Source organism: Yersinia sp. KBS0713, assembly GCF_005937895.2.
GTDB classification, from domain to species: Bacteria; Pseudomonadota; Gammaproteobacteria; order Enterobacterales; family Enterobacteriaceae; genus Yersinia; species Yersinia bercovieri.
Map to the genome: position 1 here is coordinate 3,534,700 of NZ_CP042173.1, position 23,645 is coordinate 3,558,344.

Consider the following 23,645-nt stretch of genomic DNA (forward strand, 5'->3'; position numbering starts at 1 on the left):
TCATGCTGAAATCCTCTCCAACCCTGACTTATCGCCATTATTGCACACTTTCAGAACAAATAATTAAATTGTACGTGTATATTAGTACAATGAGACTATACTGATCGCGATCATGTGATCATCAAGGATCACCTGGCACATAACCACACAACTTCCCGGCAGAGCATCAAACCGCCCGCCCCGAAATTGCCATTATCTACTAAGGACTTCATATGGCACGTAAAACTCCTATCGAGCGCTATCGCAACATCGGTATCTCAGCCCACATCGACGCCGGTAAAACCACCACCACTGAGCGTATTTTGTTCTACACCGGCGTTAGTCATAAGCTGGGTGAAGTGCATGATGGCGGCGCAACTACCGACTGGATGGCTCAGGAGCAGGAACGTGGCATTACCATTACATCGGCTGCCGTGACCTGCTTCTGGCAAGGGATGGACCATACCTTGCCGGAGCACCGCATTAATATTATCGACACCCCTGGGCATGTGGATTTCACCATTGAGGTGGAGCGCTCCATGCGGGTACTCGACGGTGCAGTCATGGTGTATGACGCGGTCGGCGGCGTACAACCGCAATCAGAAACCGTCTGGCGTCAGGCCAATAAATACCGGGTGCCGCGTCTGGCGTTCGTCAACAAGATGGATCGTCCCGGTGCTGATTTCTTCCGCGTGCGCCAGATGATGATTGATCGCCTGAAAGCCAATCCGGTGCCGATCGTAATCCCGATCGGCAGTGAAGATCACTTCACCGGCGTGGTGGATCTGCGGCTGATGCGCGCCATTATCTGGGATGAAGCTTCGCAAGGCATGACCTTCAGCTATGAGCCAATTCCAGAAAACTTGCTGGCGACCGCCAATGAGTGGCGCGAGAAGATGGTTGCTGAAGCGGCTGAAGCCTCTGAGGCGCTGATGACAGAGTATCTGGAGAGCGGCGATCTGACCGTGGATGAGATAACCCTGGGTCTGCGAATCCGTACTATTGCCGGTGAAATCCAGCCGATGATGTGTGGCAGCGCCTTTAAAAACAAAGGGGTGCAGCGCATGTTAGATGCCGTGGTTGAACTGATGCCATCACCAGTGGATATTCCACCGGTCAGTGGCACCGATGAAGATGGCAACGAAGTGAGCCGTCAGGCCGATGATAATGAGAAATTCTCGGCGCTGGCGTTCAAACTGATGACCGACCCCTATGTCGGCCAGCTGACTTTCGTGCGCGTCTACTCTGGTGTACTGCGCAAAGGCGACAGCGTTTACAACCCAATTCGCGGCAAGAAAGAGCGTATTGGTCGTATCGTCCAGATGCATGCCAATACCCGGATCGAGGTGGACGAAATACGTGCCGGTGATATCGCCGCCTGTGTCGGTTTGAAGGATGTTACCACCGGTGAAACCCTGTGTGACCCAGATGCGGTGATTACACTGGTGCGCATGGAGTTCCCTGAGCCGGTGATTTCGCAGGCGATTGAGCCGAAGACCAAAGCGGATCAGGAGAAGATGGGGATCGCGCTGCAACGGCTGGCCTCGGAAGATCCGTCGTTCCGCATTCGTACTGACGAAGAGTCCGGCCAGACCATTATCTCCGGTATGGGTGAGTTACATCTGGAGATCATTGTCGACCGCATGAAACGCGAGTTTGGGGTGGAAGCCAATATCGGTAAGCCGCAGGTGACCTATCGTGAGACAGTGCGCAAAACCGTGACCGATGTGGAGGGTAAATTTGTTCGCCAATCCGGTGGTAAAGGGCAATATGGTCATGTGGTCTTTACCCTTGAGCCACAGCCGGCGGGCAGCGGCTTTGCCTTTGTCGATGCCACCAAAGGCGGCGTGGTTCCCCGTGAGTTTATCGGCGCAGTAGAAAAAGGGGTGATCGAAGCCACCAATACCGGGGTTTTAGCCGGTTATCCGGTGGTAGATGTGAAAGTGACCCTAACATTCGGCTCCTATCACGAGGTCGATTCATCTGAGCTGGCGTTCAAAATGGCGGCGATCTTTGGCTTCAAAGAGGCGGTCAAACGAGCATCACCAGTGATTCTGGAGCCGATTATGAGCGTCGAGGTGGAAACACCGGAAGAGTACGCCGGTAACGTGATGGGTGATCTCTCTTCACGCCGTGGCATGGTACAGGGCATGGAGGAGATGATTGGCAGCGGGAAGATTATCCGCGCAGAAGTGCCGTTATCCGAAATGTTCGGTTACTCCACCGTATTGCGCTCAATGTCACAAGGCCGTGCAACCTACACCATGGAGTTCAAGCACTACGCCGAAGCACCACGCAATGTTGCCGATGCCATTATTGCGGCACGAGGCAATAGGGGCTAAACCAGGCCCCTATAGATTTCGTGGTGCAGGAAGGCGGCAACTGAGGGCATCCCGATGAGCTGACACCCGTCAGTGATTCGGGTAACCGAGGGCAGTCAACACACCTGCAACCTGAAAGATGACCATCGAATTAGGCAATCCCCTATAGATTTCGTGGTGCAGGAAGGCGGCAACTGAGGACATCCCGATGAGCTGACACCCGTCAGTGATTCGGGTAACCGAGGGCAGCCAACACACCTGTAACCTGAAAGATGACCATCGAATTAGGCAATCCCCTATAGATTTCGTGGTGCAGGAAGGCTGCAACTGAGGGCATCCCGATGAGCTGACACCCGTCAGTGATTCGGGTAACCGAGGGCAGCCAACACACCTGTAACCTGAAAGATGACCATCGAATTAGGCAATCCCCTATAGATTTCGTGGTGCAGGAAGGCTGCAACTGAGGGCATCCCGATGAGCTGACACCCGTCAGTGATTCGGGTAACCGAGGGCAGCCAACACACCTGTAACCTGAAAGATGACCATCGAATTAGGCAATCCCCTATAGATTTCGTGGTGCAGGAAGGCGGCAACTGAGGACATCCCGATGAGCTGACACCCGTCAGTGATTCGGGTAACCGAGGGCAGCCAACACACCTGCAACGTGAAAGATGACGGGGATTTTAGAAGGTGACGGGCGTATTCACCCACAACACCCTCGCGGCGGTCTCACCGATATTGCGGTAACCGTGGGGGACATTACTGGGGAAATAAAATGAATCGCCCACACTGAGAGTATAGGTCTCCTCGCCGAGATAGAGTGCTATCTCCCCCTCCAGGACATAGCCCATCTCCTCACCATGGTGCTCTATTTGCCCATCACTGGCGACACCTGCCTCGATGATGTGAATGTTTCCCTGTAGCAACCCACCTTTGTGGTGATGAGTCAGATTCTCCAGTGCAATACCGCCGCGCTTATTTCGGTGGACAAAGTGCTTACGAATGCGCTGCTCTGGCTTCAATACCGGCGAATCTGCCACCCAGCTCTCTGCCATCAGATCTGAAATATTGGTTTCCAGTGCGCTCGCCAGCCGATGCAACATGGCAAGGGAGGGCGATGCGACCTCATTTTCCAGTTTGGAGAGCAAACTCTCTGAGCAGCCGACTTTCTGCGCCAACTGTTTTAGCGTGATCTCTTGCGCCAAACGAGCATGGCGTAAACGCATCCCTAAATCAGATAAAACAAAACCGCCGTTATCGCCGTTTTTTTTCATAAGTTGATATCTGCTGCTGAAAGAGGCTCAAACGCCCGGCGTATCCATGCCGGGCAACATTATCGATATCTGTACCTGCGCAAGCAGAGTGGCCGATTATTCGGTCACACTAAAATGCACATCCTGCGGGTTACAACCATTGATTGGCACAATGTCTTGCGGGCAAGCAGACATAACCACAATACAATCTAGCTCGGCGCGGATCTCGACGTAATCCCCAGCTTTGCTCACGGTCGGTAACCAAGAGATCGTGTAATCCGGATTAACGGGGATATTCATCCACAGATTCAAGGGCTGCGGCACTTCGCGCGCCCGTAAACCGATAGCATTTAGCGCCAGACGCATATTATCGGCACAACTGTCGTGGTATTCAGTGATCCCCATATTGCTATAGCGATAAAGGTCGCAAGCGGCAATCAGAGTATCGTGCACACCCGGCGAAGTATCGGTGAGTAATGTCCCAATGGTACGACGCTGATTGGTCACCAGCGCATCTCCCGGCTGTGGAATGATTTTATCAATAAATGCGCGCGTATGTTCCATTGATGAGAACTCACTCAGATCGGCGCTATTGAAGAGCCAAGTGTCACACACCTGACTTCCGGGAGTATTGGTAATGCGAATAACCTGCCCTTTATTTAGTTTCACCGCCCGCCCACAGCGGGCAGGCACGGTATACACCTCACCAATGACCGGTGTACCGTCGGCAGAGATCGGGGAAGATAACGTGGCATTGGTGCCCAGCGCGCTACCATTGTCTTTTTCACAGCAAGCAGGATAAGTGTGGGTGCTCATGGGAGACTCCTATGGGTTGATTGGCCAGTTCTGTCAGGCAACAGGCTAATGCCTTCGCGCCAAGATACAGATACTGAGGGTCGGTATATTCAGCCGGGTTATGGCTGATGCCGTTATGGCTAGGAACGAAAAACATACTGGTGGGGCAATGAGTGGCCAGATGCATCGCATCATGGAATGCACCGGAGGTTAGGGTCGCGGTATCTATCTGTAGCGCCTGCGCACAAGCATATTGTTGAGTCAGCAGTTGGGCATTGAAGGCCACCGGCTGATGGCTGAAAACAGACTCAACCACCACATTGTCAGCGGCAACCTGCTGCATCCAGCCATCAAACTGCGCCAATACCGCAGGATCAGCATGACGAAAATCCAGAGTAAAGGTGGCACGACCGGCAATCGTATTGATGGCATTTGGCTCCACCTCCCAGCGCCCAAAGGTCAGTCGTAATTGATCTGCCGGCAGTGTCGCGGCCTGTTTTTCCAACTGATCGACTATTTGGCGCGCCAGTGACATGGCATCTTGGCGATCGGCCATCGGGGTAGTCCCTGCATGGGCTGATTGCCCCAGGCAGCTCACCTGATACCAGCGCACTCCCTGAATCCCTTGTACCACCGCTAAGGGTTGATTGGCCTGCTCCAGCACCGGCCCCTGCTCAATATGCAGCTCAACAAAAGCCGCCATCGGCACCGTGGCGCGTCGCGGGAGATGTGGAAAACGTTGATGACAGTCCGCTAGCGCTTGCCGGAGCGTAACCCCTTGGGCGTCCTGATTATTCAGGTAATCTGACAGCCGCTGCGGCTGCACAAAGGCGCTCGATCCCATCGCACCGGGGGAAAAACGGCTCCCCTCTTCATTCATCCAAATAGCCACTTCAATCGGGCGCAGTGTGGTGACCTCCGCCTGAACCAATGCGCTCAGGCACTCCATCCCTGCAATCACGCCATAACAGCCATCAAGGTTGCCACCACATGGCTGCGTATCAATATGACTGCCGGTGACCACTGGTGGTAAATCTTCGCGACCCGCGCGGCGAATAAACAGATTTGCGCAGTCGTCGGTCATCACTTCACAGCCCAATGCAAAAGCCCAATCTATCAACCAGGCCCTGGCATCCAACTCCTCGGTGGATAGTGCCTGCCGGTTCACTCCGCCGTTCGCCAGTGCGCCAAATTCGGCCAGTTGCGCCAATCGCGTCATCAAGCGCTGCTGGTTGATGTGACCGGCAAGCTGTAAGCCTGCGGAATTAAGCATGGCCAACCTCCGTTTCATCCAGTTGCAGTGGGCGCTTAAACCACGGAGCCAGAAATGCTTGCAGACGGGGGGTTTGTGGTTGACGGAACATCGTGGCAGGCGCACCACTCTCCACAATGGTGCCATCGGCCATAAACACCACGCGGGAGGAGATTTTGGCTGCAAATGACATTTCATGTGTCACCATCACCATGGTCATCCCGTTGTTTGCCAAAGTTTTGATCACATCGAGCACCTCTTCGACGCGCTCAGGATCAAGCGCGGAGGTAGGTTCGTCCAGCAGCAGTAATTCCGGCTCAAGGGCCAATGCTCGGGCGATCCCCACTCGCTGTTGCTGTCCACCGGACAGACGTGATGGGCGGGCCTGTGCTTTGTCTGACATCCCGACCTGCGCCAGTGCAGCGGCCGCTTTTTGGCGCGCTTGCTCCCGTGGTAGTTTTTTGCCTAGCATCAACGGCGCGCAGACATTTTCCAGCACCGTCATATGGGGCCACAGGTTAAATTGCTGGAACACCATGGCCAGCGGGCGGCGCACCTCGGCAATTAATGCCGCACTGTCGCGGTGCTTCAGCTCGCGCCCCGCGCTGCTATAGCCCAGCAACTGCCCCTTGATCAAAATCTCCCCTGCGTCATAGGCTTCGAGAAAATTCATGCAGCGTAACGCGGTGGTTTTTCCTGAACCGGAAGGGCCGATCAAGGTGACAATCTCGCCGGCATTGACTGTCAAATTCACTCCCGTCAGTACCCGATTGGCGGCGAACGATTTGCCCACATTACGTAATTCAATGATAGGTCCAGTACTCATCATGTTATCCCTCCACGGCCTGACGGCTAAGTAAGCGCACACTGACACTGATGCCTTGCGCCAACAGCCAATAACTGAGGATCAACAAGGTATAGGGCACAATGTAGGTATAGGTATTCGCGACTATTTGCCCGGTGGTCATGGTCAGCTCAGGCACGGTGATAATGGAGGCCACCGCGCTCTCTTTGATGGTTAAAATAAATTGGTTACCTAATAGCGGCAGACTAAAACGCAGGGCTTGCGGTGTCTGAATGTGCCAAAAACTCTTCCAGGCTGAAATATCATGCACTTGCGCTGCTTCCAACTGCCCCTGCCCAATGCTTTTCCATGCCGTGCGGAAGATTTCACCAAAATAGGCCGAGCTGTAGATGGCCAGTGATAGCACCGTGGCTTCGACCGCCGTTAATGTCACGCCAATGGCGGGCAAGCCAAAATAGAACAGCGCCAGCTGTGCCAGATAGGGGGTGCCACGGATAATCCACACATAGGTGCGCCACGGCCAATAGAGCCAAAGGTGGTGGCGACAGAGGGCTTGCAATATAAATCCCGCACATGCCCCGATGATCGCCGCACTCATGCTGATACCCAGTGTGACACCTAATGCGCGAGCAAAATCAGGCAGATAAAGGAAGAGATCGTTCATCGGGTCTCCTTATGCCAGCGCCGTTCAACATAGCTGCCTAGCAGGGCCAGCAAGCTGGTCAGCACCAGATACATCAACGCAATCGCCACATAGACCTCTAAAGGCCGGTAAGTTGCTGATGCCAGTTGCTGCCCTACTCGCATCAAATCGGTAATCGCGATCACCGACACCACCGCCGAAGCTTTGATGACATCAATCAGCTCTGAAATCAGTGATGGCAGGGTCAACCGCAGCACTTGTGGGATCTGGATATACCACAGTGTCTGGCGCGGACTTAGCCCGCACATTGCCGCCGCCTCTAGCTGCCCCGGCGGGATAGCGGCAAAACCGCTGCGCAGGATCTGCGACTGATAGGCTGCCGTATTGAGTGTTAGTGCCAATACGGCAGCCAGATAACCGGGTAGTGACACCCCCAGTTCACCCGGCAGGTAGAAGCACAACAGCACTTGTGCCAAAACCGGGGTGCCACGGAATAAGCTGATGTAGACCTGGGCGAATCCTCTGCCAAATCGTGAGCGGCCGCTTTCCATCAGGTAAATCACCACACCGATAAAAAAACCGGCCACAATGGCGACGACACACAGCGAGGCGGTAGTCAGCGCGCCGTCTATCAACATCGGCAGCCAAGCCGTCAGCCGCTGGAAAAAGTCCGCCATAATCTCTCCTCTTACAGGCTGGGGGCTGGCATCTGATCAGCGGGAACATCCATCACGAAGCCAAACCATTTTTGCTGTAACGCTTTCATTGTGCCGTCACGATTGGCCTCGCTGATGCCATCACTGAACAGTTTGACTAAGGTGGCGCTGTCGTCGCCCTTACGCCCGACCCAGCCAAAATAGGTAGTTGGCCCCAACATCGGTTTCAGCGTGGTGAAAATACCCGGGCGAGTTTTGATTAATGGGCCAAGGTTCGCCAACGATTGGGCAACACCATCCAGGCGCTTGTTGGCCAAATCGGCATAAGCTTCATCGAAGGAGACGTACTGCTTGATCTCTTTGAGGCCCGGCTTGCCGCTGGCTTTCAGTTTTTCGTTAAACTCTTGCAGCACCTGAAGCTGACCAGAACCGGCTTGTGAACCGACAATTTTGCCACTCAGATCCTCTAACGTACTGATCGAGCTGTCATTATCACGTTTGAGCAACGCCACAGTAGATTCGGCAATGGGTACGGTAAAGGCGAAGTGATCCATCCGCTGCTTGTTCACTGTCACGGCGGTCACGACGAAATCGAATTTTTTGGCATCCAGACCCGGCAAGATGCCCTGGAAAGGTAAATCAAGCTGTTTGACCGCCACACCCGGCAGGCTTTTATTCAAAATATGGTTCATTAAATCAACGTCATAGCCTACTATCTTGCCATTTTCTACCGACTCGAACGGCGCATAACGCGCTTCTGTAGCAATGGTCATCGTCTTATCGGTTTTAATGCGATCCAGCAAATCTGCGCTATGAGCAGTAGCAGAGAATACGCTGGCAGCACACAGCATTGCCCAGCACAGAGGTATCGCCTGTTTACGTCGTGTCATGATTGCCGCCCTATTTAAAGTGGTGTGAAGTGTATTCAAGTGACTTGAATATAATGACATAAGCATGAACTATGCCATCCACAAAAAAGTGCGCGGTAAAATGAAATCAGGGCGTATAACATCATGTAATAAAAGTGATATTTTTTCGCTTTCACTTAACTGCGGAAATAGCTAAAACGGAAAAGTGGCAGATAACGTCAGCCAAGGTGATGACTCATTGCACAGTTAGCGCACAGTAAAAGTGCAAAATTGCGCTCTTTCTGTGCATCGCGATAACATGGCGGAGTTGGAGAATTGGAGAGTTGGAGAATTGGAGAATTGGAGCGGAAGTTGGCGCTTCCGATCAGAAGCGCCAATGTGGGTTACGACATTTCAGCGGCTTTCTGCGCCAAATCACGGCTGTATTGGCGGCTGGCGTCTACCAGCATATGGGTATAGGCGGTTTTTTCGCAGTCAGTGGTTAAATCTGCGGTGTTCAGGGTTTCCAGAATTCGGCCATGTTGCATCACCGCCACCCGATGGCAAAGGTGGGCAATAACCCCTAAATCATGGGTCACCATCAGATAGGTCAGCTTCTCCCGCTGTTGCAGTTCAGCCAGCAGATTCAGAATTTCGGCCTGTACCGACACATCCAGCGCCGAGGTGGGTTCATCAAGCAGCAGGACGCGCGGCTCCAGAATTAACGCCCGTGCAATGGCAACGCGCTGGCGCTGACCGCCGGAGAGTTGATGTGGATAGCGCTGGCGAAATAGGCTGTTGAGGCCCACCTTCTCCAACATAGTGTCAATCCGCTGCTCGCGGTCACCAATACCGTGGATCATCAGCGGCTCAGACAGAATGTATTCGATGGTATGACGCGGGTGCAGCGAGCCATAGGGGTCTTGGAACACCATCTGGACATGGCGGCAGCGATCACGTTCAATCCGGTGCGCCAGGGGAATTTGGTTGAGGGTTAACTGCCCCGTCCAGTGGTTAAATAGCCCCGCCAGACATTTTAGCACCGTGGTTTTACCGGAACCGGATTCGCCCACCAAACCAAAAATCTCGCCATTTTTTACTGCCAGATTGACATCAAATAGCACCTGATTCTGCTGGCTACCCTCGCCAAAGATCAGGTTAAGATTATTGATTTCAATCATCGCGTTTGCAGACATAGCAGGCTCCTTAACCATTCATCCAAGCGGGATCGCGCACCATCACGGGCAAACGATCACGGCGGTTATTCAGATCAGGCAGCGCATTGAGCAAGCCACGGGTGTAGGGGTGCTGCGCATGGTCAAGATCACAAGCGGCAATAGACTCCACCACCCGTCCGGCATACATCACCAGTACCCGATCACAGAAGCTGCGTACCAGATTGATATCGTGGCTGATAAAAATAAGCCCCAGCCCGCGTTCTTGCACCAAATCATCCAGCATCGCCAGCACCTGCAACCGCACCGAGACATCCAGTGCCGAGGTTGGCTCATCGGCGATCACCATCTCCGGGCCGGTAATCAGCATCATCGCTATCATGATGCGCTGCCCCTGACCGCCAGAGACTTCGTGCGGATAGAGGTTATACACCCGCAGCGGTTGGCGGATGCGCACCACTTCGAACATCGATAGCACCCGATCTCGCGCCTCTTGACGTGAAACTTTATGGTGCGCCAGATAAGCCTCCGCCACCTGATCGCCGACACACACCACCGGATTCAATGAGTATTTGGGATCTTGCATAATCATCGACATCCGCTTGCCGCGCACCTCGCGCATTTTGGTTTCGTTGGCGCGCAGTAGATCCACTTCAGCAAAGCGCAAGATATTGGCATCAATCCGCGCACTGCCGGGATGTAGCTTGAGCAGCGCCCTGCCGACCGTTGATTTACCTGAGCCGGACTCACCGACAATCGCCAGCTTCTCTTTGCCGAGGGCAAAGGAGACACCGCGCACCGCGTCGGTGACCTGTTTACCATTGACGAAACTGACCCGCAGGTCGTCCACTTCCAGCAAGGGCACTGATTTATTCTGTTCTGGGATCGAGAATGTCACGTAGGCCATCTCCTAGGAAGTTAAACGCCAGACTGTTCAGCAGAATCGCCAAACCCGGGATGGTCACTAACCACCAGCACTCCATCATGTAGCGGCGACCACTGGAGATCATCGCCCCCCACTCAGGATCTGGCGGCTGAGCACCTAAACCGAGGAAGCCCAACCCTGCGGCGGTCAAAATAATACCGGCCATATTCATGGTGATACGGATGATCACCGACGGTAGACACAGTGGCACAATATGGCGCAACAGGATCCGCAGCGGCGATGCCCCCTGCAATTTCACCGCAGAGACGAAATCGGCATTGCGCAAAGAGAGGGTCTCAGCCCTTGCCAGACGGGCAATCGGCGGCCATGCCGTTAAGGTAATCGCGATCACCACATGCTCCAGGCCGGGGCCTAAAGCGGCGACAAAAGCCAGTGCCAACACCAAGCTGGGGAAGGAGATGAAAATATCGGTAATGCGCATCAGGATGCTGTCGACTTTACCGCCGAAATAGCCCGCCACCACGCCAAGTAATAGCCCAATTGGCCCGACGGTCACTGACACCAACGCCACGATATATAAGGTGGTGCGAGCACCATAAATCAGCCGACTGTATTGATCGCGGCCAAACTCATCGGTGCCAAACCAGTGTTGGCTACCGGGTGCCTGCAAAGCATTGCCGAGATCCTGCACCAGCGGATCATGGGTTGCCAGCCAGGGGGCAAAAAATGCCACCACCAGTAGCAAGCCGATGATCGAGACGCCGATGGCGGTCAGCGGATTTTTCATTAAGGTGCGCATAAAGTTCAGCACCCGCCGGAGTCCGCGCCTCCAGCCCTGATTGTTGTGCTCAGAGCGGGTGACAGTGTTATCCGGTTCAGAGGAAAGCATCATTGATTCGTCCTCGGGTCAAAGATCTGATACAGCATGTCAGAGAGTAAATTCAGTGAAACGAAGATCAGGCCAACCAGCAACACGCACCCCATCACCGCATTCATATCGCCGAGCAGTAAACTGCCGGTCAGATAGGAGCCAAAACCGGGCCACGAGAAGACGGTTTCGATCAGTACCGCGCCTTCCAATAGTGAGCCGTAGGCCAGTGCGACCACCGTCAGCAGCTGCACCAGAATATTGCGGAATGCATGGCCCCACAGCACCTGAAACTCAGATAACCCCTTCACTTTGGCCGTGATAATGTACTCCTGCGACAGCTGCGCCAGCATAAAACTGCGGGTCATGCGGCTGATATAGGCCAGCGAGTGGAAGCCGAGAATGGTAGCAGGCAGCACCAGATGATTGAGTGCGCTGCGGAACACTTCCCACTCCCCCGCCAGCGCCGAGTCAATCAGCAGCAAGCCGGTACGACGATCCACCAGACCGTCATAAGCCATATCGACCCGCCCGGCACCGCCCACCCAATTTAACCAAGCATAAAACACCAGCAGCCCCATCATGCCGACCCAGAAGATCGGCGTGGAGTAGCCCGCCAGACTAATAAAGCGCACCACATAGTCAGCAAATTTGCCGCGTCGCGCCGCAGCCATCACCCCCAGCGGAATCCCCAGACCGGCACCGACCAGAATCGCCATGGTCGCAAGTTCGATGGTGGCAGGGAAGACGCGGATGATGTCATCCACCACCGGCCGACCGGTCAGCAAGGCATTGCCGAGGTCACCGTGGATCAGCGAGTTAAAATAGATAAAAAATTGCGTCCAAAGTGGCTTATCCAGCCCCAATTGCAGGTAAACCTGCTGATAGGTGCTTTGATCCGCATCCTGACCAACAATTGCCAATACCGGGTCAATTGGCATCACCCGACCAATGATAAAAGTCAGAATCAATAAGCCAAATAAGGTCACCACCACTTGTAAAATGCGCTTTGATAAGCGCCGCGCGATGCCATGGGGGGCCAACCAGTCTGAAACCTTCATGCTATCCTCCCGAAACGGGCAAGGCACACAACACCCTGCCCCTTAGGTTGCGTGCAGTGAGTTAGCGCTGCTTGTACACCTGTAGCAGGCGGGTCGTGGTTGATGGGTGCGGCACATAATCCATCACGTCTTTGCGCACCACCACGGAATCAACCATTTGTGAGATGGGTAAAATGGCAGGATATAGCGCGTCGTAGCGCTCCTGAACTTCAATGTACATTTGCTTTTGTGTGGCCGGATCTTTCTCGATTAATGCATTATCAATCAGGTCGTTAAGTTGCTTATCATAGAAAGAGGTGCGCCAGCCTTGGAAGTTGGTCAGCTTGGCGGCATCACTGTTATCCGGGTTATAGGCAATTGAGCGCAAGCTAGAGTGAGGATGCGGGTCAACGCCACCACCACCACGGCCGACCAGCATGTCGAATTGACGATCACGCATCGCGCCATAGACCTGATTACCAGTGCCGGTCAAAATTTTGGCCTGAATCCCCGCCTGTGCCAGTGTGGATTGCACGGAAGTCGCCACATTGATAAAGGGTGGATCAGAGAGTACGCGCAGTGTGGTGGTGAAACCCTCTGGATAGCCCGCTTCGGCTAACAGCGCCTTGGCTTTCGCGACATCCAATTTATAGCCAGGATCCGGCAGTGTGACATCCATCCCTTTCTGAATGGGGCGCTGATGGAAAATCCCATACCCCGGCATTATCGTGCTATTAATACCATCATAATCAATTAGATAACGTACCGCCTCGCGCACTTTAGGATTAGCGAAGTGCGGCTCCTTCAGACTCATGGCCACATAGTAAATGGTGCCGCGCTGGACCTCATCGACCTTGATTGCAGGGTTACTTTTCAGCGCGTTGATATCCGGCACCGACATGCCACTGGCAATATCAATATCACCTTTTTCGATCATTAACCGCAGCGCCTGTGACTCCGTCATATGGCGGAATATCGCCCGTTTTATCTTGGCATCACCCTGCCAGTAGTTCTCTACCCGACTCATGCGCAAGACATCTTTCGCCTGCCAGACATCAAGCTTAAAGGGGCCGGAACCCGCTTCGTTGGTGGTCAGCCAGCCATTGCCCCAGTCGCCGTTTTTCTCATGTTGCATTACGGTGGCACGATCCAGAATCGAACCACTACCTAAGGTGCCCAGTGAATAGATCACCAGTTTCGGGTCAGTGGGTTTAGGCAGCTCCACTTCCACTGTTAAAGGATCTTTGGCGCGAATCAGTTGTTCCACGTTATCGGCAGTGAAACCGTAGGATTTCCAGGTGGTGGCTTGTGCCAGATTGAGGTGCATCAGGCGATTCATCGACCAGGCAAAATCGGCTGCCGTCACCGGGTTGCCGGAGTGGAACTTCATGCCATCCCGCAGGGTAAAGGTGATTAACTGACCATCATCACTGATGCTCCACGCCGTCGCCGCACCGGGCAGCACTTTACTCGGCGTGTGTGGGTCCAACTCCACCAGTGAGTCATACAGGTTCACAATGATAGAAACCGCATCATTGCCAGTCATAGCTGCCGGATCAAGAGACAGTAGGTTATTCATATTCATGCCAACAATCAGTTGGTCATCGGGTGTTTTAGCCACACTGACGCCAGCCGATGTCAGGGTGACCAGCAGGGTAAGGAGGAGTGTTCTAACTATTATTATCGCGTTCATGGACCATCTCCGGTAAGAAAAGGCTAGATCTGAATGCTTATTTTTATAGTCGATACAACGGGTTATTATGACCCAAAGACATTAGTGTGCCGGTGAGCTACCGGGTTAAAGGTTATTGCGCACTCAGGGTATGGGCCTTGATATAGTCGAAATTGATATCCTCACCCAGGCCAGGGCGTGTTGGCAGTGAGACATAACCTTCACTGTCCATTGGGTCGATGATGCTATTGAGGTAAGCGGCTGGCTCGTCGTAATCGAGGAACGGATGCAGTAGCCCGCGCTCATACCAGCGGCAGTTACGGATAGCCCCGACCACCGCCAAATTAGGCGCGCCGTTACCGTGGATTTCGCAATCCATGCCGAAAGATTCCGCCAAATGCGCCACTTTCAAGCAAGGGGTAATGCCGCCCACGCCCTGAACACCGGCACGTAAAATATCGCAGGCGCCAGCCTTCACCCAATCAGCACGGCTAAAGTATTTACCCGCCAGACTTTCAGGCCCAATAATGTCAATCTGTAGGTTCTCCCTTAACCAGCAATAAGAGGCCATGCTCTGCTCCTCCATCGGCTCTTCAAACCAGCTGAAATTCAGCTTTTGTAGCTCACGGCCAATATAGAGTGCGTCGCTGCGGCTGTACCAGTGGTAGCCATCGAGCATCAGAGCAATATCCGGCCCAACCGCTTCGCGCACTGCGGCACAGGCACGGACGTCCATTTGTGGACTCGGCGCAAAGGAGACCGGCGGCATCCAGGTATGCAGCTTAATCCCCTTGTACCCTCTGGCGACCAGCTGCTCGGCAAAGCGCGCATACTCATCGGGTGTCGACAAGCCATCGGCCAACTCGTCACCACACATGGTGCTGCCGTAGGCCAACACTTTATCGCGATAGCCGCCGAGTAACTTATAAACGGGCTGGCCCAGCTTGCGCCCTAACAGATCCCAGATAGCTTGCTCGGCAATCGCCAGCGCCCGATCGGTTAGTTGATTGGCGCTGCCCCGCTGCCAGTGTACTAAATCATTCCATAGCCGCTCGCGGTCAAAGGGGTTCTGCCCAATCAGCACTTTTTTAAAAAAGCTATTGATGATGTGCGGGCGAATAACTTCTGGCGGAGCAAAGGCGTAGCCACAATCGCCTTCATCGGTGGTCAAGGTCAGCATCGCCATTTTGGCCTGCGACTCCTCACCGGGATGCGAGTGCCCGGCAGTATCAGAAACACGCCGGGTGGGATAAGAAAAAACGGTTACATCTACTGAGATTATTTTCACCTGATTACCTGCCTTTAAAGTTCATCTCGTTTTCAATCGAAACTGGGGTCGCTTCGCGACTTAGGCTGCTAACAAACCTATTTTATAGCTCGGTGACTCGCGGGGTGACTGCACCGATGGGCGCTCCGACGGCTTACGCCGTTACGACCCATTCGGCACATTTCCCCGCTGACCAACCTGGTCAATGGTCTGGGTCTATTCGCGACTGTTTTCTGACTAAATGGCCTTCATCCCTTGGCGCGAGAAACAGCAATCCCTTATTTTTAATAATGATTTAATCACCTAAAATATTAGAACGGCAGATCTTTTTAAGTGGAATATCATTTCACTTACTCAGTATTGAAGATAACCATCAAATAGTCATTAGGAAATTCGCTGCAAAAGTAGCAATAAAGGCGAGGTTTTTTAGGCAAATGCCCAGTTTGTTGTGAGCAGTATCACGATGAGATCGAGGGAGGGTGTCATACATCACAAAACAGGGCATAACCCTAGGGTTCAGCCTTGCTTTTTAAATGAGTGGCGAGCCAACCTGGCTAACCATTGCCCGCGAAGGGTTAGCCAGGATCTATTGACGCCAAACTTAAGCCGTTAACCCGCCATCCAGCACCAGTGTCTGGCCAGTCATGTAGCGGCTATCATCGCCAATCATAAAGGCGCTAGCGCGGGCGACTTCCTGCACCTCACCCAAGCGCCGTAACGGTATCTGTTTCCGCAGCCCTTTTAAGGCATCGGCAGGCATCGCGCGTGTCATGTCGCTGTCGATGATCCCCGGCAGTAGGCAGTTAACCCGAATACCAAAACGCCCCATCTCCAGCGCCAGCGAGCGGCCAAGGCCAATCATCGCCGCTTTACTGGCACCATAGGCGCTCTGCCCGATATTGCCTTTGATGGCAGTGACTGAAGAGATCAGCAGCACCGCACCCTCGCCCTGCATCATCATCTGCGGCAATAGATGCTTATTCCAGTAGAAGACCGCGTTCAGATTGGTGTCCAGCACATTGCGCCAGTTATCACCATTTTGCTGAATGTGTAAGCTGTCACCGGTAATGCCAGCATTATGAATTACCGCACCGGGCGGGCCATATTTCGCCAACAGCTGCGGGGCCAAGTGGTCAACATCCGCCTCGTGACTACCATCACAACGGTAACTGGTCACCGAGCCGGGTAGCCCTGCACAGCTTGCTATCACCTCGCAGCTCTGCTGCTCACCGCTACGCCAGGTAAAAACCACATCCCACTCTTTAGCCAGCTCTTCGACCAATGCGCGGCCAATGCCACGGCTGCCGCCGGTAATCAATACCCACTTCCTGCTCATTATATTATCTCTTCTGCTCAGCTAATTTCTGGCAAAGCTCGCCTAAAGTCATGTCTGGGTTTTCCATAAACATCTCGGCATTTAGCGTGGCCCCGAATTCGCGCTTTGCCAAAACCATCAATTCGACGTAATCCAGGCTGTCGAGTTTCAGTTGATGCAGCGACATCTCAGGTGATAGCGCTGACATTTCCAGATCTTTGGCGTCACACAACATTTCGCAAACGGTGTCATAAACGTGTTGATAATTTTCCATGGTCAAATCCTTATTGAGTTCGCGGCTAGCGGCCACGTTTTTAATGTTACGGCGGTGGTGATTAAAGGCCCGGCGTCTGACCGGGCCTGAATAGCCGCGCGCAATACCCAGCCATCCTCGGCGTTACCGACGATTAATGTCGGTTCGATGCTGTATTGCAGCGCACTACGGACAAATAGATGCGGGTTGGTGCGCAGTAAATCCGCACTGAAATGCACGTCATGATGTGTCTGGATGACCGGCACATGCTCGAAAATATCAATCAAGGTGTCCGCCTGAATCCCCGGCAACACTGCTTTCGCGGTCGCTAAGGTTTCAGGGGCGGCCACTAACAGCTTAAACAGCAGCGCGTCGAAAAATCCCCAACACTCTGCGGGTTCTGCCGCATTGCCAGGGAATTGCTGACTGAACTGATGCACTTTTTCAGCCGATAGCGAACTCCATTGGTCACTTTTCATCTGTTTCAGCGCAGGCCCGCTGCGCAATTTGCTGTTGAAGCAACTTTCGCCAGTGCCAATATCCAGCAAATTGCCACTAACCTGTCCCACCGCCTCACTGAGTTGCAGCTGATAGGCGGTGTGGCACTGCACTGGCTGGCGCAAGCGCACGTTAAACCGCAGGAAATCCGCCTGAGGCATAGCGAGTAATAGCGCCGCACTGAGCTGATATTTAATATCCAGCATCGCGCGCATACCGTGCACAGTCAGTTGCTGTAGACCAAGGTGCTGCGCATGTTGCAGATCAAAATGGATCGGGTTGTAATCGCCGGAAAACTTAGCCCAGCGTTCAGCATCACTGAGGGTGTAGTTAAAGATCATGCTCAATCCAGCCCGATAACCAATGCCGCGTTCGCCCCACCAAAGCCGAAGCTGAGATTTAGCGTATTACGCAAGGCTTTTGGCCGATGTCCTTCGCTGATGTAGTCCAGATCGCACTGCGGATCGGCATTTTTCAGGTTACAGGTCGCCGGCATAATCTGATGCTTCAGCGCTTGCAGGCAGATGATCGATTCAAAGCTGCCAGCCGCTGCAATCAAATGGCCGGAGTAGGATTTAGTGCTGGAAAGTGGCGTGGTATAAGCCGCGTCACCAAACGCCTGCTTGATAGATTGAGTTTCATTCAGGTCGTTAAGCTGAGTCGAGGTGCCGTGCAGGTTAACGTAATCGATCTCTTCGGCGCTCAAACCCGCCTGCTGTAAGGCGTGACGAATGGTTTTCACCCGTGCCACCCGGTCTTCTGCTGGTGCAGTAAAGTCAAAGGCATCGGAGTAGTTACCGTAGCCTTTGATCTCGCCGAGGATAGTCGCGCCGCGTGCCATCGCCCCTTCGCGCTCTTCAAGGCACAAGACTGCCGCCCCCTCTGAGAGTACAAAACCGTTGCGATCCAGACTAAACGGGCAGCTGGCTTTGGTCACATCCTGTTGCTCGCGCGCCAGTGCACCCAGAATATCGATATTCCACACCGCCGCATCGCTGCGCAGTGATTCACCCGCCCCGGCTAGCATCATTGATGCGCGGCCGCTGCGGATAATTTCAAATGCATCACCAATGGCAATAGTTCCGGTGGCACAAGCGGCGATCGGTGAGTTCTGATAACCCCGTAGTCCCCAGTACAAACTACAGGCGGCAGTACCGGCATTCGGCATCGACAGGAAGCAGCCGAAAGGTGTGCCCAGCCCGGTTTCCAGATAGCCTTCGTAGTTATCATGGGTCTCATCTTGTCCCGCCCAGCCGCTGCCGATGATGGTGCCGCAATCTAGCAAATCATAATAGGCCTCTGGTGACTGTTCGCCGAACGCCATACCCATGGCTTCACGTGCGGCCGCCAGTGCCAGTCGGGCATAGCGCGGTAGGCGGCGGCGAATGGCCGCAGGAACCGATTTCAGATTGGGTTCAGCGTCAAGCAAGCCAAAAAAGCGCGACTTGATGCCTTGCTCAGATTTATCGTAATAGCGGTAGCCCAATTGGTAATCCATAATGGCATCCCAACTCTGCTGTGCGGTCATGCCCATCGGGGTCACGCTGCCGTAACCGGTCACGACAACACGGCGCTGTGTATCTCTCTTCGTCATGGTTTGGTTCCTTTACTGTCCTTATCAACTCCGCTGCTAACCACACCGCCGCCGAGGGCTAACCACAATTTCATAGTGGCATTCAGGTAGTTATATTGCAGTTCGAGCAAACTGGTTTCACTGGTCAGCAGGGCGTCCTGCGCGTCCAGTAAGGTCTGAAATGAGATGGCCCCCGCCTGATACTGACTGTTGGTCAGGCTCAATCGGCGTTGGCTGAGTTGCAGGTTCTGCCACTGATTCTGTTTCTGTTTCTGGTAGCTCAGCCGCTGCATCATCGCGTCATCCACATCTTTGAGCGCGCTATAAACTTTGCGGCGAAAATCGACAGCAGCCAATTGCACCTCCAGTTTTGACTGGTCGATGGTGAGCTGCACACTATTCCACTGTAAGAATGGCAACGCGCCGCTGGCACTTAGGGTGCGGCTCGGGTTACTAAACCATTGTGAAAACACCGCACTACCGGCATCCAATGTGGCCCCCAGCGAGAGTGTCGGGTAGAAGTTCAATTTAGCCACATCCGATCCGGCCAATGCGGCACGCAAGCGCCACTCGGCGGCCTGTACATCGGGTCGCAGGGCAATCACCTGTAGTGGCAAACTTTCCGCTATCGGCACCTGCTGCTGTAGATCCAATGAGTGACGTTCTGCCTGACGATAATCAGGCGCACGGTTAAACAGCAGCGCCATAGCATTACGCGCCGCTTCCCGCTGCTGTTCGAGATTTTGGTACTGGTTTTGGCGATCCAACAACGTCTGCTGCGCCTGCAACAGCTCGATCTCACTGGCATCACCTGCTGCCAGCCGTGATTGCACCATGTTTAGGGTATCCTGCGAGATAGCCAGTGCCGCCTGTTGATAGCCCAATTGCTGATTGAATTTGGCAATCTGCCAGTAGAGATCCGCAGTAGTACCAATGAGCGAGAGCGCCGTTTCCTGGCGATCCTGTTCGGTGGCATTCACCAGCCACGCTGATTGCTCGCGGGCGCGGGCCAGTTTGCCCCACAGATCCAGCTCGTAGCTCAACCCCAGCGAGGTGCTATAGCTCTCTCGTGGCTGAGTATTTTCATTCAGCGCGCGGGTATTACTGCCCGCACCGCTCAGCGTGACATTGGGGGTCATATTGGTATTGGTCAGCCCCGCAGTTAGCCGCGCCTGCTGCAATTTCAGCCCTGCGGCGGCCAGATCGTTGTTGCTGAGCAACATGCGGTTGATGCTTTCCGATAGCTGTGGATCGTCGAAATTCTCCCACCAGTGCACACTGTGATTCAGATAACCGCCGCCACTCTCCTTAACCCGCCACTCGTCGGGTACTGACAACATCGGCCGCTGATAATCACTTTTCAGCAGGGAGCCGCAACCGGTGAGCAGCAGTGCCATAAGCCCGGCATTAATCAATCTATTCATTCTCTAGCCAACGCCTCGGTCGGGTGCAAACGAGCGGCATTGCGTGCTGGGAAAAAGCCGAATCCCAGCCCGATAAGCGCAGAAAAACTGCACGCCAGCGCCAACGGCTGCCAAGTGAAAATCATGGTGAATGTCTGCGTCACCCACGAGAAAACCACCCCAGCCAGCGCCGAGCCAGCAATGCCAATCAAACCGCCAAGGGTGCAGATCACCACCGCTTCAATCAGGAATTGGAGCATGATGTCACTTTGGCGCGCACCCACTGACAGGCGAATCCCTATTTCGTGGGTGCGCTCGGTTACCGACACCAGCATGATGTTCATCACGCCAACCCCCCCGACCAGCAGTGAAATAGCGGCGATTGCCGTGATCAGCAGTGTCATCGAATCAGAGGTTTTCTGGATGGCTTTGCTCATTTCATCATTGCTCAGAATAAAAAAGTCACGCTGACGGTGGGCCTGATCCAGCAACACCTCAACTTCGCGCTGTGCTGCATTGAGTTCGAAACCGTCACGCACCCGCAGGGTGATCGACTCCAATGGCATCTCACCAGAGATGCGCTCCGTCAGCGAGGTATAGGGCATCCACGCGCTCAGTAATCCACCAAACTGCATACCTGAACGTTTGGCCACCCCCATCACCCGCAACGGAATACCATCGAGCTGCACAATCTCACCAATCGGGTTTTCCCCACCAGCAAACAGGGTGTCACTCAGTTCAGGTTGCAGCACCACGACCGGCTCACGGGCGCTGACATGGCCTGGGTCAAAACCCTCGCCGTTAATAAAGTTCAGCCCTTCCACCTGAAAATAGCCGCTGCTGACCCCAGCAAGATTGATCATCACTTTTTTATCGCCCCGCACCGCAGTCACCATTTTGCTGACCACCGGCGACAAGCTATCGACATAAGGTTGCTGGCTGAGCAATGCCACATCCGCTGGCGTGAGGGAGCGTTCCAGGTCAGGGCGTGGTTTATCCCAGCCCAATCCGGGGCGAATATCCAGCGTACTGGTGCCAAGTTGACTGATTTCGCTAAGGATCTCTTGTCGTGCCCCCTCCCCTACAGCCATGGAGGAGACCACTGACGAAATGCCGATAATGATGCCCAGCATCGATAAAAAGGCACGAATGCGGTGCCCAAGCAGTGAGCGCCAGGCCATTTTGATAGCCTCTCTGACACTCAACCACCAGTGTGGGCGGCCAGTGGCAACAGTGGCGGGTAACGCCGCATGAGCCACCGCGCTTTCGGCGACGTCGTTATGAGCGTCGGCGATGATCTCACCGTCGCTTATCTCGATAATGCGCTGCGCCTGATTGGCGATATTGCGGTCGTGGGTCACGATAATAATGGTGTGGCCGGACTGATGCAGGCCGTGGAGTATCCCCATCAGCTCCTGCCCGCTGGCACTGTCCAGCGCACCGGTCGGTTCATCCGCCAGAATAATTCCCGCGCCATTCATCAAAGCGCGAGCAATACTGACCCGCTGCTGTTGCCCCCCTGAGAGCTGTGCCGGTTTATGCAACAGGTGCTGGCCCAGCCCCAAGCGGCGCAGCAAGTAGGCGGCACGTTCCTGGCGCTCGGCGGCAGTCATGGCGGTATAGAGTGCCGGAATGACCACATTTTCGCTGGCCGTTAAGTAGGGCATCAGGTGGTAGCGCTGAAAAATAAAACCGATGTACTGGCTTCTTAATTGCGCCAGTTGTTCACTGTTGGCTTCGCGCGTTGGGATGTTATGAATCGACATCTCGCCCTGCGTCGGCTTATCCAGACAGCCGATGATATTCATCAGCGTCGATTTACCGGAACCAGAAGCGCCGATGATCGCCACCATTTCACCGCGCTGAATCGACAGAGAAATGTTCTTCAGCACCGCGACAGAGTGCGCGCCAGAAGTAAAATGGCGATAAATGCCCTTGAGCTGGATCAGCGGCCCCACGCCCGCCTGAGCAGGGTTATGGCTCATGGGTCGCTCCCGATGGCGCACCCATCAGCACCACCTGATCACCCTGAGCTAACCCCTCTTTCACTTCAGCATATTGACCATTGCGCAGGCCAAGGGATACCCAGCGAGTCGCTATCTGTTTGCCGTTAACCACCTGCACTCGATAGCGCTTATTCGGCTGCTGTTCACCCAGCGCGGAGAGTGGCACCCGCAACACACTCTTCGCCTGCGCGGTGATAATAAACACCTGTGCCGTCATTGAGGTACGCAACAGCCGCTCGTGGTTGGCGATATTAAATATGCCAGTGTAATAGATAGCCGAGGGCCGCTGGTTGGGCTGCTGTCCGGCGCTATCTTCGCGCAAACTCTCCGCTGACGCTTCCTGAATAGCATCCATTTGGCTTTCATAACGGCGCTCAGGATCGGCTACCACATAGAACCATAACGGCTGCCCGACACTAACTTTAAGAATATCGGTTTCGGAAATGCGGGTATGTACCGTCATGGTATCGACATTCGCCAGTACCAGAATGGTGGGTGCACTTTGTGAGGAGACAATGGTTTGCCCCTCTTTGGTGACGATGCCCAGCACTTCGCCATCAATGGGTGCCATAATGCGCGTAAAGGCCAGATTGGCTTTGGCGGTTTCCATCGCCATTTGGCTCTGCACAATCAAGGCTTCATTAACGCGTAACTGCGCCACTTGGCTATCATATTGCGCCTGCGCTTTTTCCAGGGTGCTTTGCATACCTGAACCCTCTTTTATCAAGGTCTGCTGGCGGCGAAGCTCCAGTAAATATTGGCGTAACAGTGCCTGCGCGGCCTGTTTCTGCGCCTGTGCACTCTCTAATTCAGCTCCGGTTTTACGTAATTCGTTCTGCTGTAACGTGGGGTCGATCTCAGCCAGCAACTGGCCTCGGGTCACGCGGTCGCCCTGCTTGACATAAAGTTTGGTCAACTGCCCGTTGACTTGCGCACCAACATTGACTTGCAATGAGGGTTTTAAGCTGCCGGTTGCCATGACATTTCTTTCAATATCACCGCGACCAATGGTTTCAGTTAATGGTGGTGCGACCTGCTGGCTATCCGATAACCACAGCGCAACCCCAGCGCCCACCACCAACAGCAGCACAATCAGCAGGATCAGTGCTAAGCGCCCTGTTTTGCTCGTCATATTGA

At 54.0% G+C, this 23,645-nt stretch carries 21 protein-coding genes; 1 reads left to right on the forward strand and 20 read right to left on the reverse strand.

From position 1 onward, the window contains the following. The first annotated feature begins 212 nt into the window (after nucleotides 1-212). Entirely contained in the window at nucleotides 213-2,321 is a 2,109-nt protein-coding gene (gene fusA, locus FFE93_RS16935; RefSeq protein ID WP_005274058.1) for an elongation factor G, read from the forward strand. Between the two features lie 662 nt (nucleotides 2,322-2,983). Here the strand turns inward: fusA and FFE93_RS16940 are convergent. The 20 genes from FFE93_RS16940 to FFE93_RS17035 all read right to left on the reverse strand — a co-directional run bounded on the left by FFE93_RS16940 (nucleotide 2,984) and on the right by FFE93_RS17035 (nucleotide 23,640). Beyond that, entirely contained in the window at nucleotides 2,984-3,574 is a 591-nt protein-coding gene (locus FFE93_RS16940) for a cupin domain-containing protein (RefSeq protein WP_005274061.1), read from the reverse strand. Nucleotides 3,575-3,670: 96 nt separating this feature from the next. After that, a complete protein-coding gene (locus FFE93_RS16945; protein ID WP_032897778.1) occupies nucleotides 3,671-4,369 on the reverse strand; it encodes a DUF1989 domain-containing protein in 699 nt (232 codons plus the stop codon). Then, nucleotides 4,338-5,621 (reverse strand): M20 family metallo-hydrolase, encoded by a 1,284-nt coding sequence (locus tag FFE93_RS16950; RefSeq protein WP_138775620.1) that lies wholly within the window; start codon nucleotides 5,619-5,621, stop codon nucleotides 4,338-4,340. The genes FFE93_RS16945 and FFE93_RS16950 overlap by 32 nt, the downstream gene beginning before the upstream one ends. Then, nucleotides 5,614-6,429, reverse strand: a complete 816-nt coding sequence (locus FFE93_RS16955; protein WP_138775622.1) for an amino acid ABC transporter ATP-binding protein — start codon at nucleotides 6,427-6,429, stop codon at nucleotides 5,614-5,616. The genes FFE93_RS16950 and FFE93_RS16955 overlap by 8 nt, the downstream gene beginning before the upstream one ends. Before the next feature lies 1 nt (nucleotide 6,430). Further along, the gene (locus FFE93_RS16960; RefSeq protein WP_032897783.1) at nucleotides 6,431-7,069 is read right to left on the reverse strand and encodes an amino acid ABC transporter permease; all 639 of its coding nucleotides are present in this window, start codon (nucleotides 7,067-7,069) and stop codon (nucleotides 6,431-6,433) included. Then, nucleotides 7,066-7,725 (reverse strand): amino acid ABC transporter permease, encoded by a 660-nt coding sequence (locus FFE93_RS16965; protein ID WP_005274076.1) that lies wholly within the window; start codon nucleotides 7,723-7,725, stop codon nucleotides 7,066-7,068. Before FFE93_RS16965 ends, FFE93_RS16960 begins: the two co-directional genes overlap by 4 nt. An 11-nt stretch (nucleotides 7,726-7,736) precedes the next feature. Continuing rightward, entirely contained in the window at nucleotides 7,737-8,594 is an 858-nt protein-coding gene (locus FFE93_RS16970) for a transporter substrate-binding domain-containing protein (protein WP_032897787.1), read from the reverse strand. Between the two features lie 362 nt (nucleotides 8,595-8,956). Next, entirely contained in the window at nucleotides 8,957-9,733 is a 777-nt protein-coding gene (locus FFE93_RS16975; RefSeq protein ID WP_005274079.1) for an ABC transporter ATP-binding protein, read from the reverse strand. Between the two features lie 25 nt (nucleotides 9,734-9,758). Continuing rightward, nucleotides 9,759-10,634 carry an ABC transporter ATP-binding protein gene (locus FFE93_RS16980; protein WP_050413687.1) on the reverse strand — a complete coding sequence of 292 codons (876 nt, stop codon included), beginning with the start codon at nucleotides 10,632-10,634 and terminating at the stop codon, nucleotides 9,759-9,761. Further along, nucleotides 10,597-11,412: an ABC transporter permease gene (locus FFE93_RS16985; protein ID WP_371410622.1), complete on the reverse strand. Its 816-nt coding sequence runs from the start codon at nucleotides 11,410-11,412 to the stop codon at nucleotides 10,597-10,599. The genes FFE93_RS16980 and FFE93_RS16985 overlap by 38 nt, the downstream gene beginning before the upstream one ends. An 89-nt stretch (nucleotides 11,413-11,501) precedes the next feature. Beyond that, nucleotides 11,502-12,542 carry an ABC transporter permease gene (locus FFE93_RS16990; protein ID WP_005274085.1) on the reverse strand — a complete coding sequence of 347 codons (1,041 nt, stop codon included), beginning with the start codon at nucleotides 12,540-12,542 and terminating at the stop codon, nucleotides 11,502-11,504. Nucleotides 12,543-12,603: 61 nt separating this feature from the next. Continuing rightward, nucleotides 12,604-14,214, reverse strand: coding sequence for an ABC transporter substrate-binding protein (locus FFE93_RS16995; RefSeq protein ID WP_138775623.1), 1,611 nt, complete (start codon nucleotides 14,212-14,214; stop codon nucleotides 12,604-12,606). A gap of 112 nt (nucleotides 14,215-14,326) precedes the next feature. Then, nucleotides 14,327-15,481, reverse strand: a complete 1,155-nt coding sequence (locus FFE93_RS17000; RefSeq protein ID WP_049599641.1) for a mandelate racemase family protein — start codon at nucleotides 15,479-15,481, stop codon at nucleotides 14,327-14,329. A 580-nt stretch (nucleotides 15,482-16,061) separates the two neighbouring features. Beyond that, nucleotides 16,062-16,796, reverse strand: coding sequence for an SDR family NAD(P)-dependent oxidoreductase (locus FFE93_RS17005; protein WP_005274093.1), 735 nt, complete (start codon nucleotides 16,794-16,796; stop codon nucleotides 16,062-16,064). A gap of 4 nt (nucleotides 16,797-16,800) precedes the next feature. Beyond that, the gene (locus FFE93_RS17010) at nucleotides 16,801-17,049 is read right to left on the reverse strand and encodes an acyl carrier protein (protein ID WP_057647956.1); all 249 of its coding nucleotides are present in this window, start codon (nucleotides 17,047-17,049) and stop codon (nucleotides 16,801-16,803) included. Between the two features lie 2 nt (nucleotides 17,050-17,051). Then, on the reverse strand, nucleotides 17,052-17,867 hold the full coding sequence (locus tag FFE93_RS17015; protein ID WP_390898804.1) for a MaoC/PaaZ C-terminal domain-containing protein: 816 nt from the start codon (nucleotides 17,865-17,867) through the stop codon (nucleotides 17,052-17,054). A gap of 2 nt (nucleotides 17,868-17,869) precedes the next feature. Next, nucleotides 17,870-19,120: a beta-ketoacyl-[acyl-carrier-protein] synthase family protein gene (locus FFE93_RS17020; protein ID WP_032897794.1), complete on the reverse strand. Its 1,251-nt coding sequence runs from the start codon at nucleotides 19,118-19,120 to the stop codon at nucleotides 17,870-17,872. Then, the gene (locus FFE93_RS17025) at nucleotides 19,117-20,523 is read right to left on the reverse strand and encodes an efflux transporter outer membrane subunit (protein WP_057647957.1); all 1,407 of its coding nucleotides are present in this window, start codon (nucleotides 20,521-20,523) and stop codon (nucleotides 19,117-19,119) included. The genes FFE93_RS17020 and FFE93_RS17025 overlap by 4 nt, the downstream gene beginning before the upstream one ends. Beyond that, the gene (locus FFE93_RS17030) at nucleotides 20,520-22,487 is read right to left on the reverse strand and encodes a MacB family efflux pump subunit (RefSeq protein WP_032897799.1); all 1,968 of its coding nucleotides are present in this window, start codon (nucleotides 22,485-22,487) and stop codon (nucleotides 20,520-20,522) included. Before FFE93_RS17030 ends, FFE93_RS17025 begins: the two co-directional genes overlap by 4 nt. Next, on the reverse strand, nucleotides 22,477-23,640 hold the full coding sequence (locus FFE93_RS17035) for an efflux RND transporter periplasmic adaptor subunit (protein ID WP_409994324.1): 1,164 nt from the start codon (nucleotides 23,638-23,640) through the stop codon (nucleotides 22,477-22,479). Before FFE93_RS17035 ends, FFE93_RS17030 begins: the two co-directional genes overlap by 11 nt. Nucleotides 23,641-23,645: the final 5 nt, after the last annotated feature.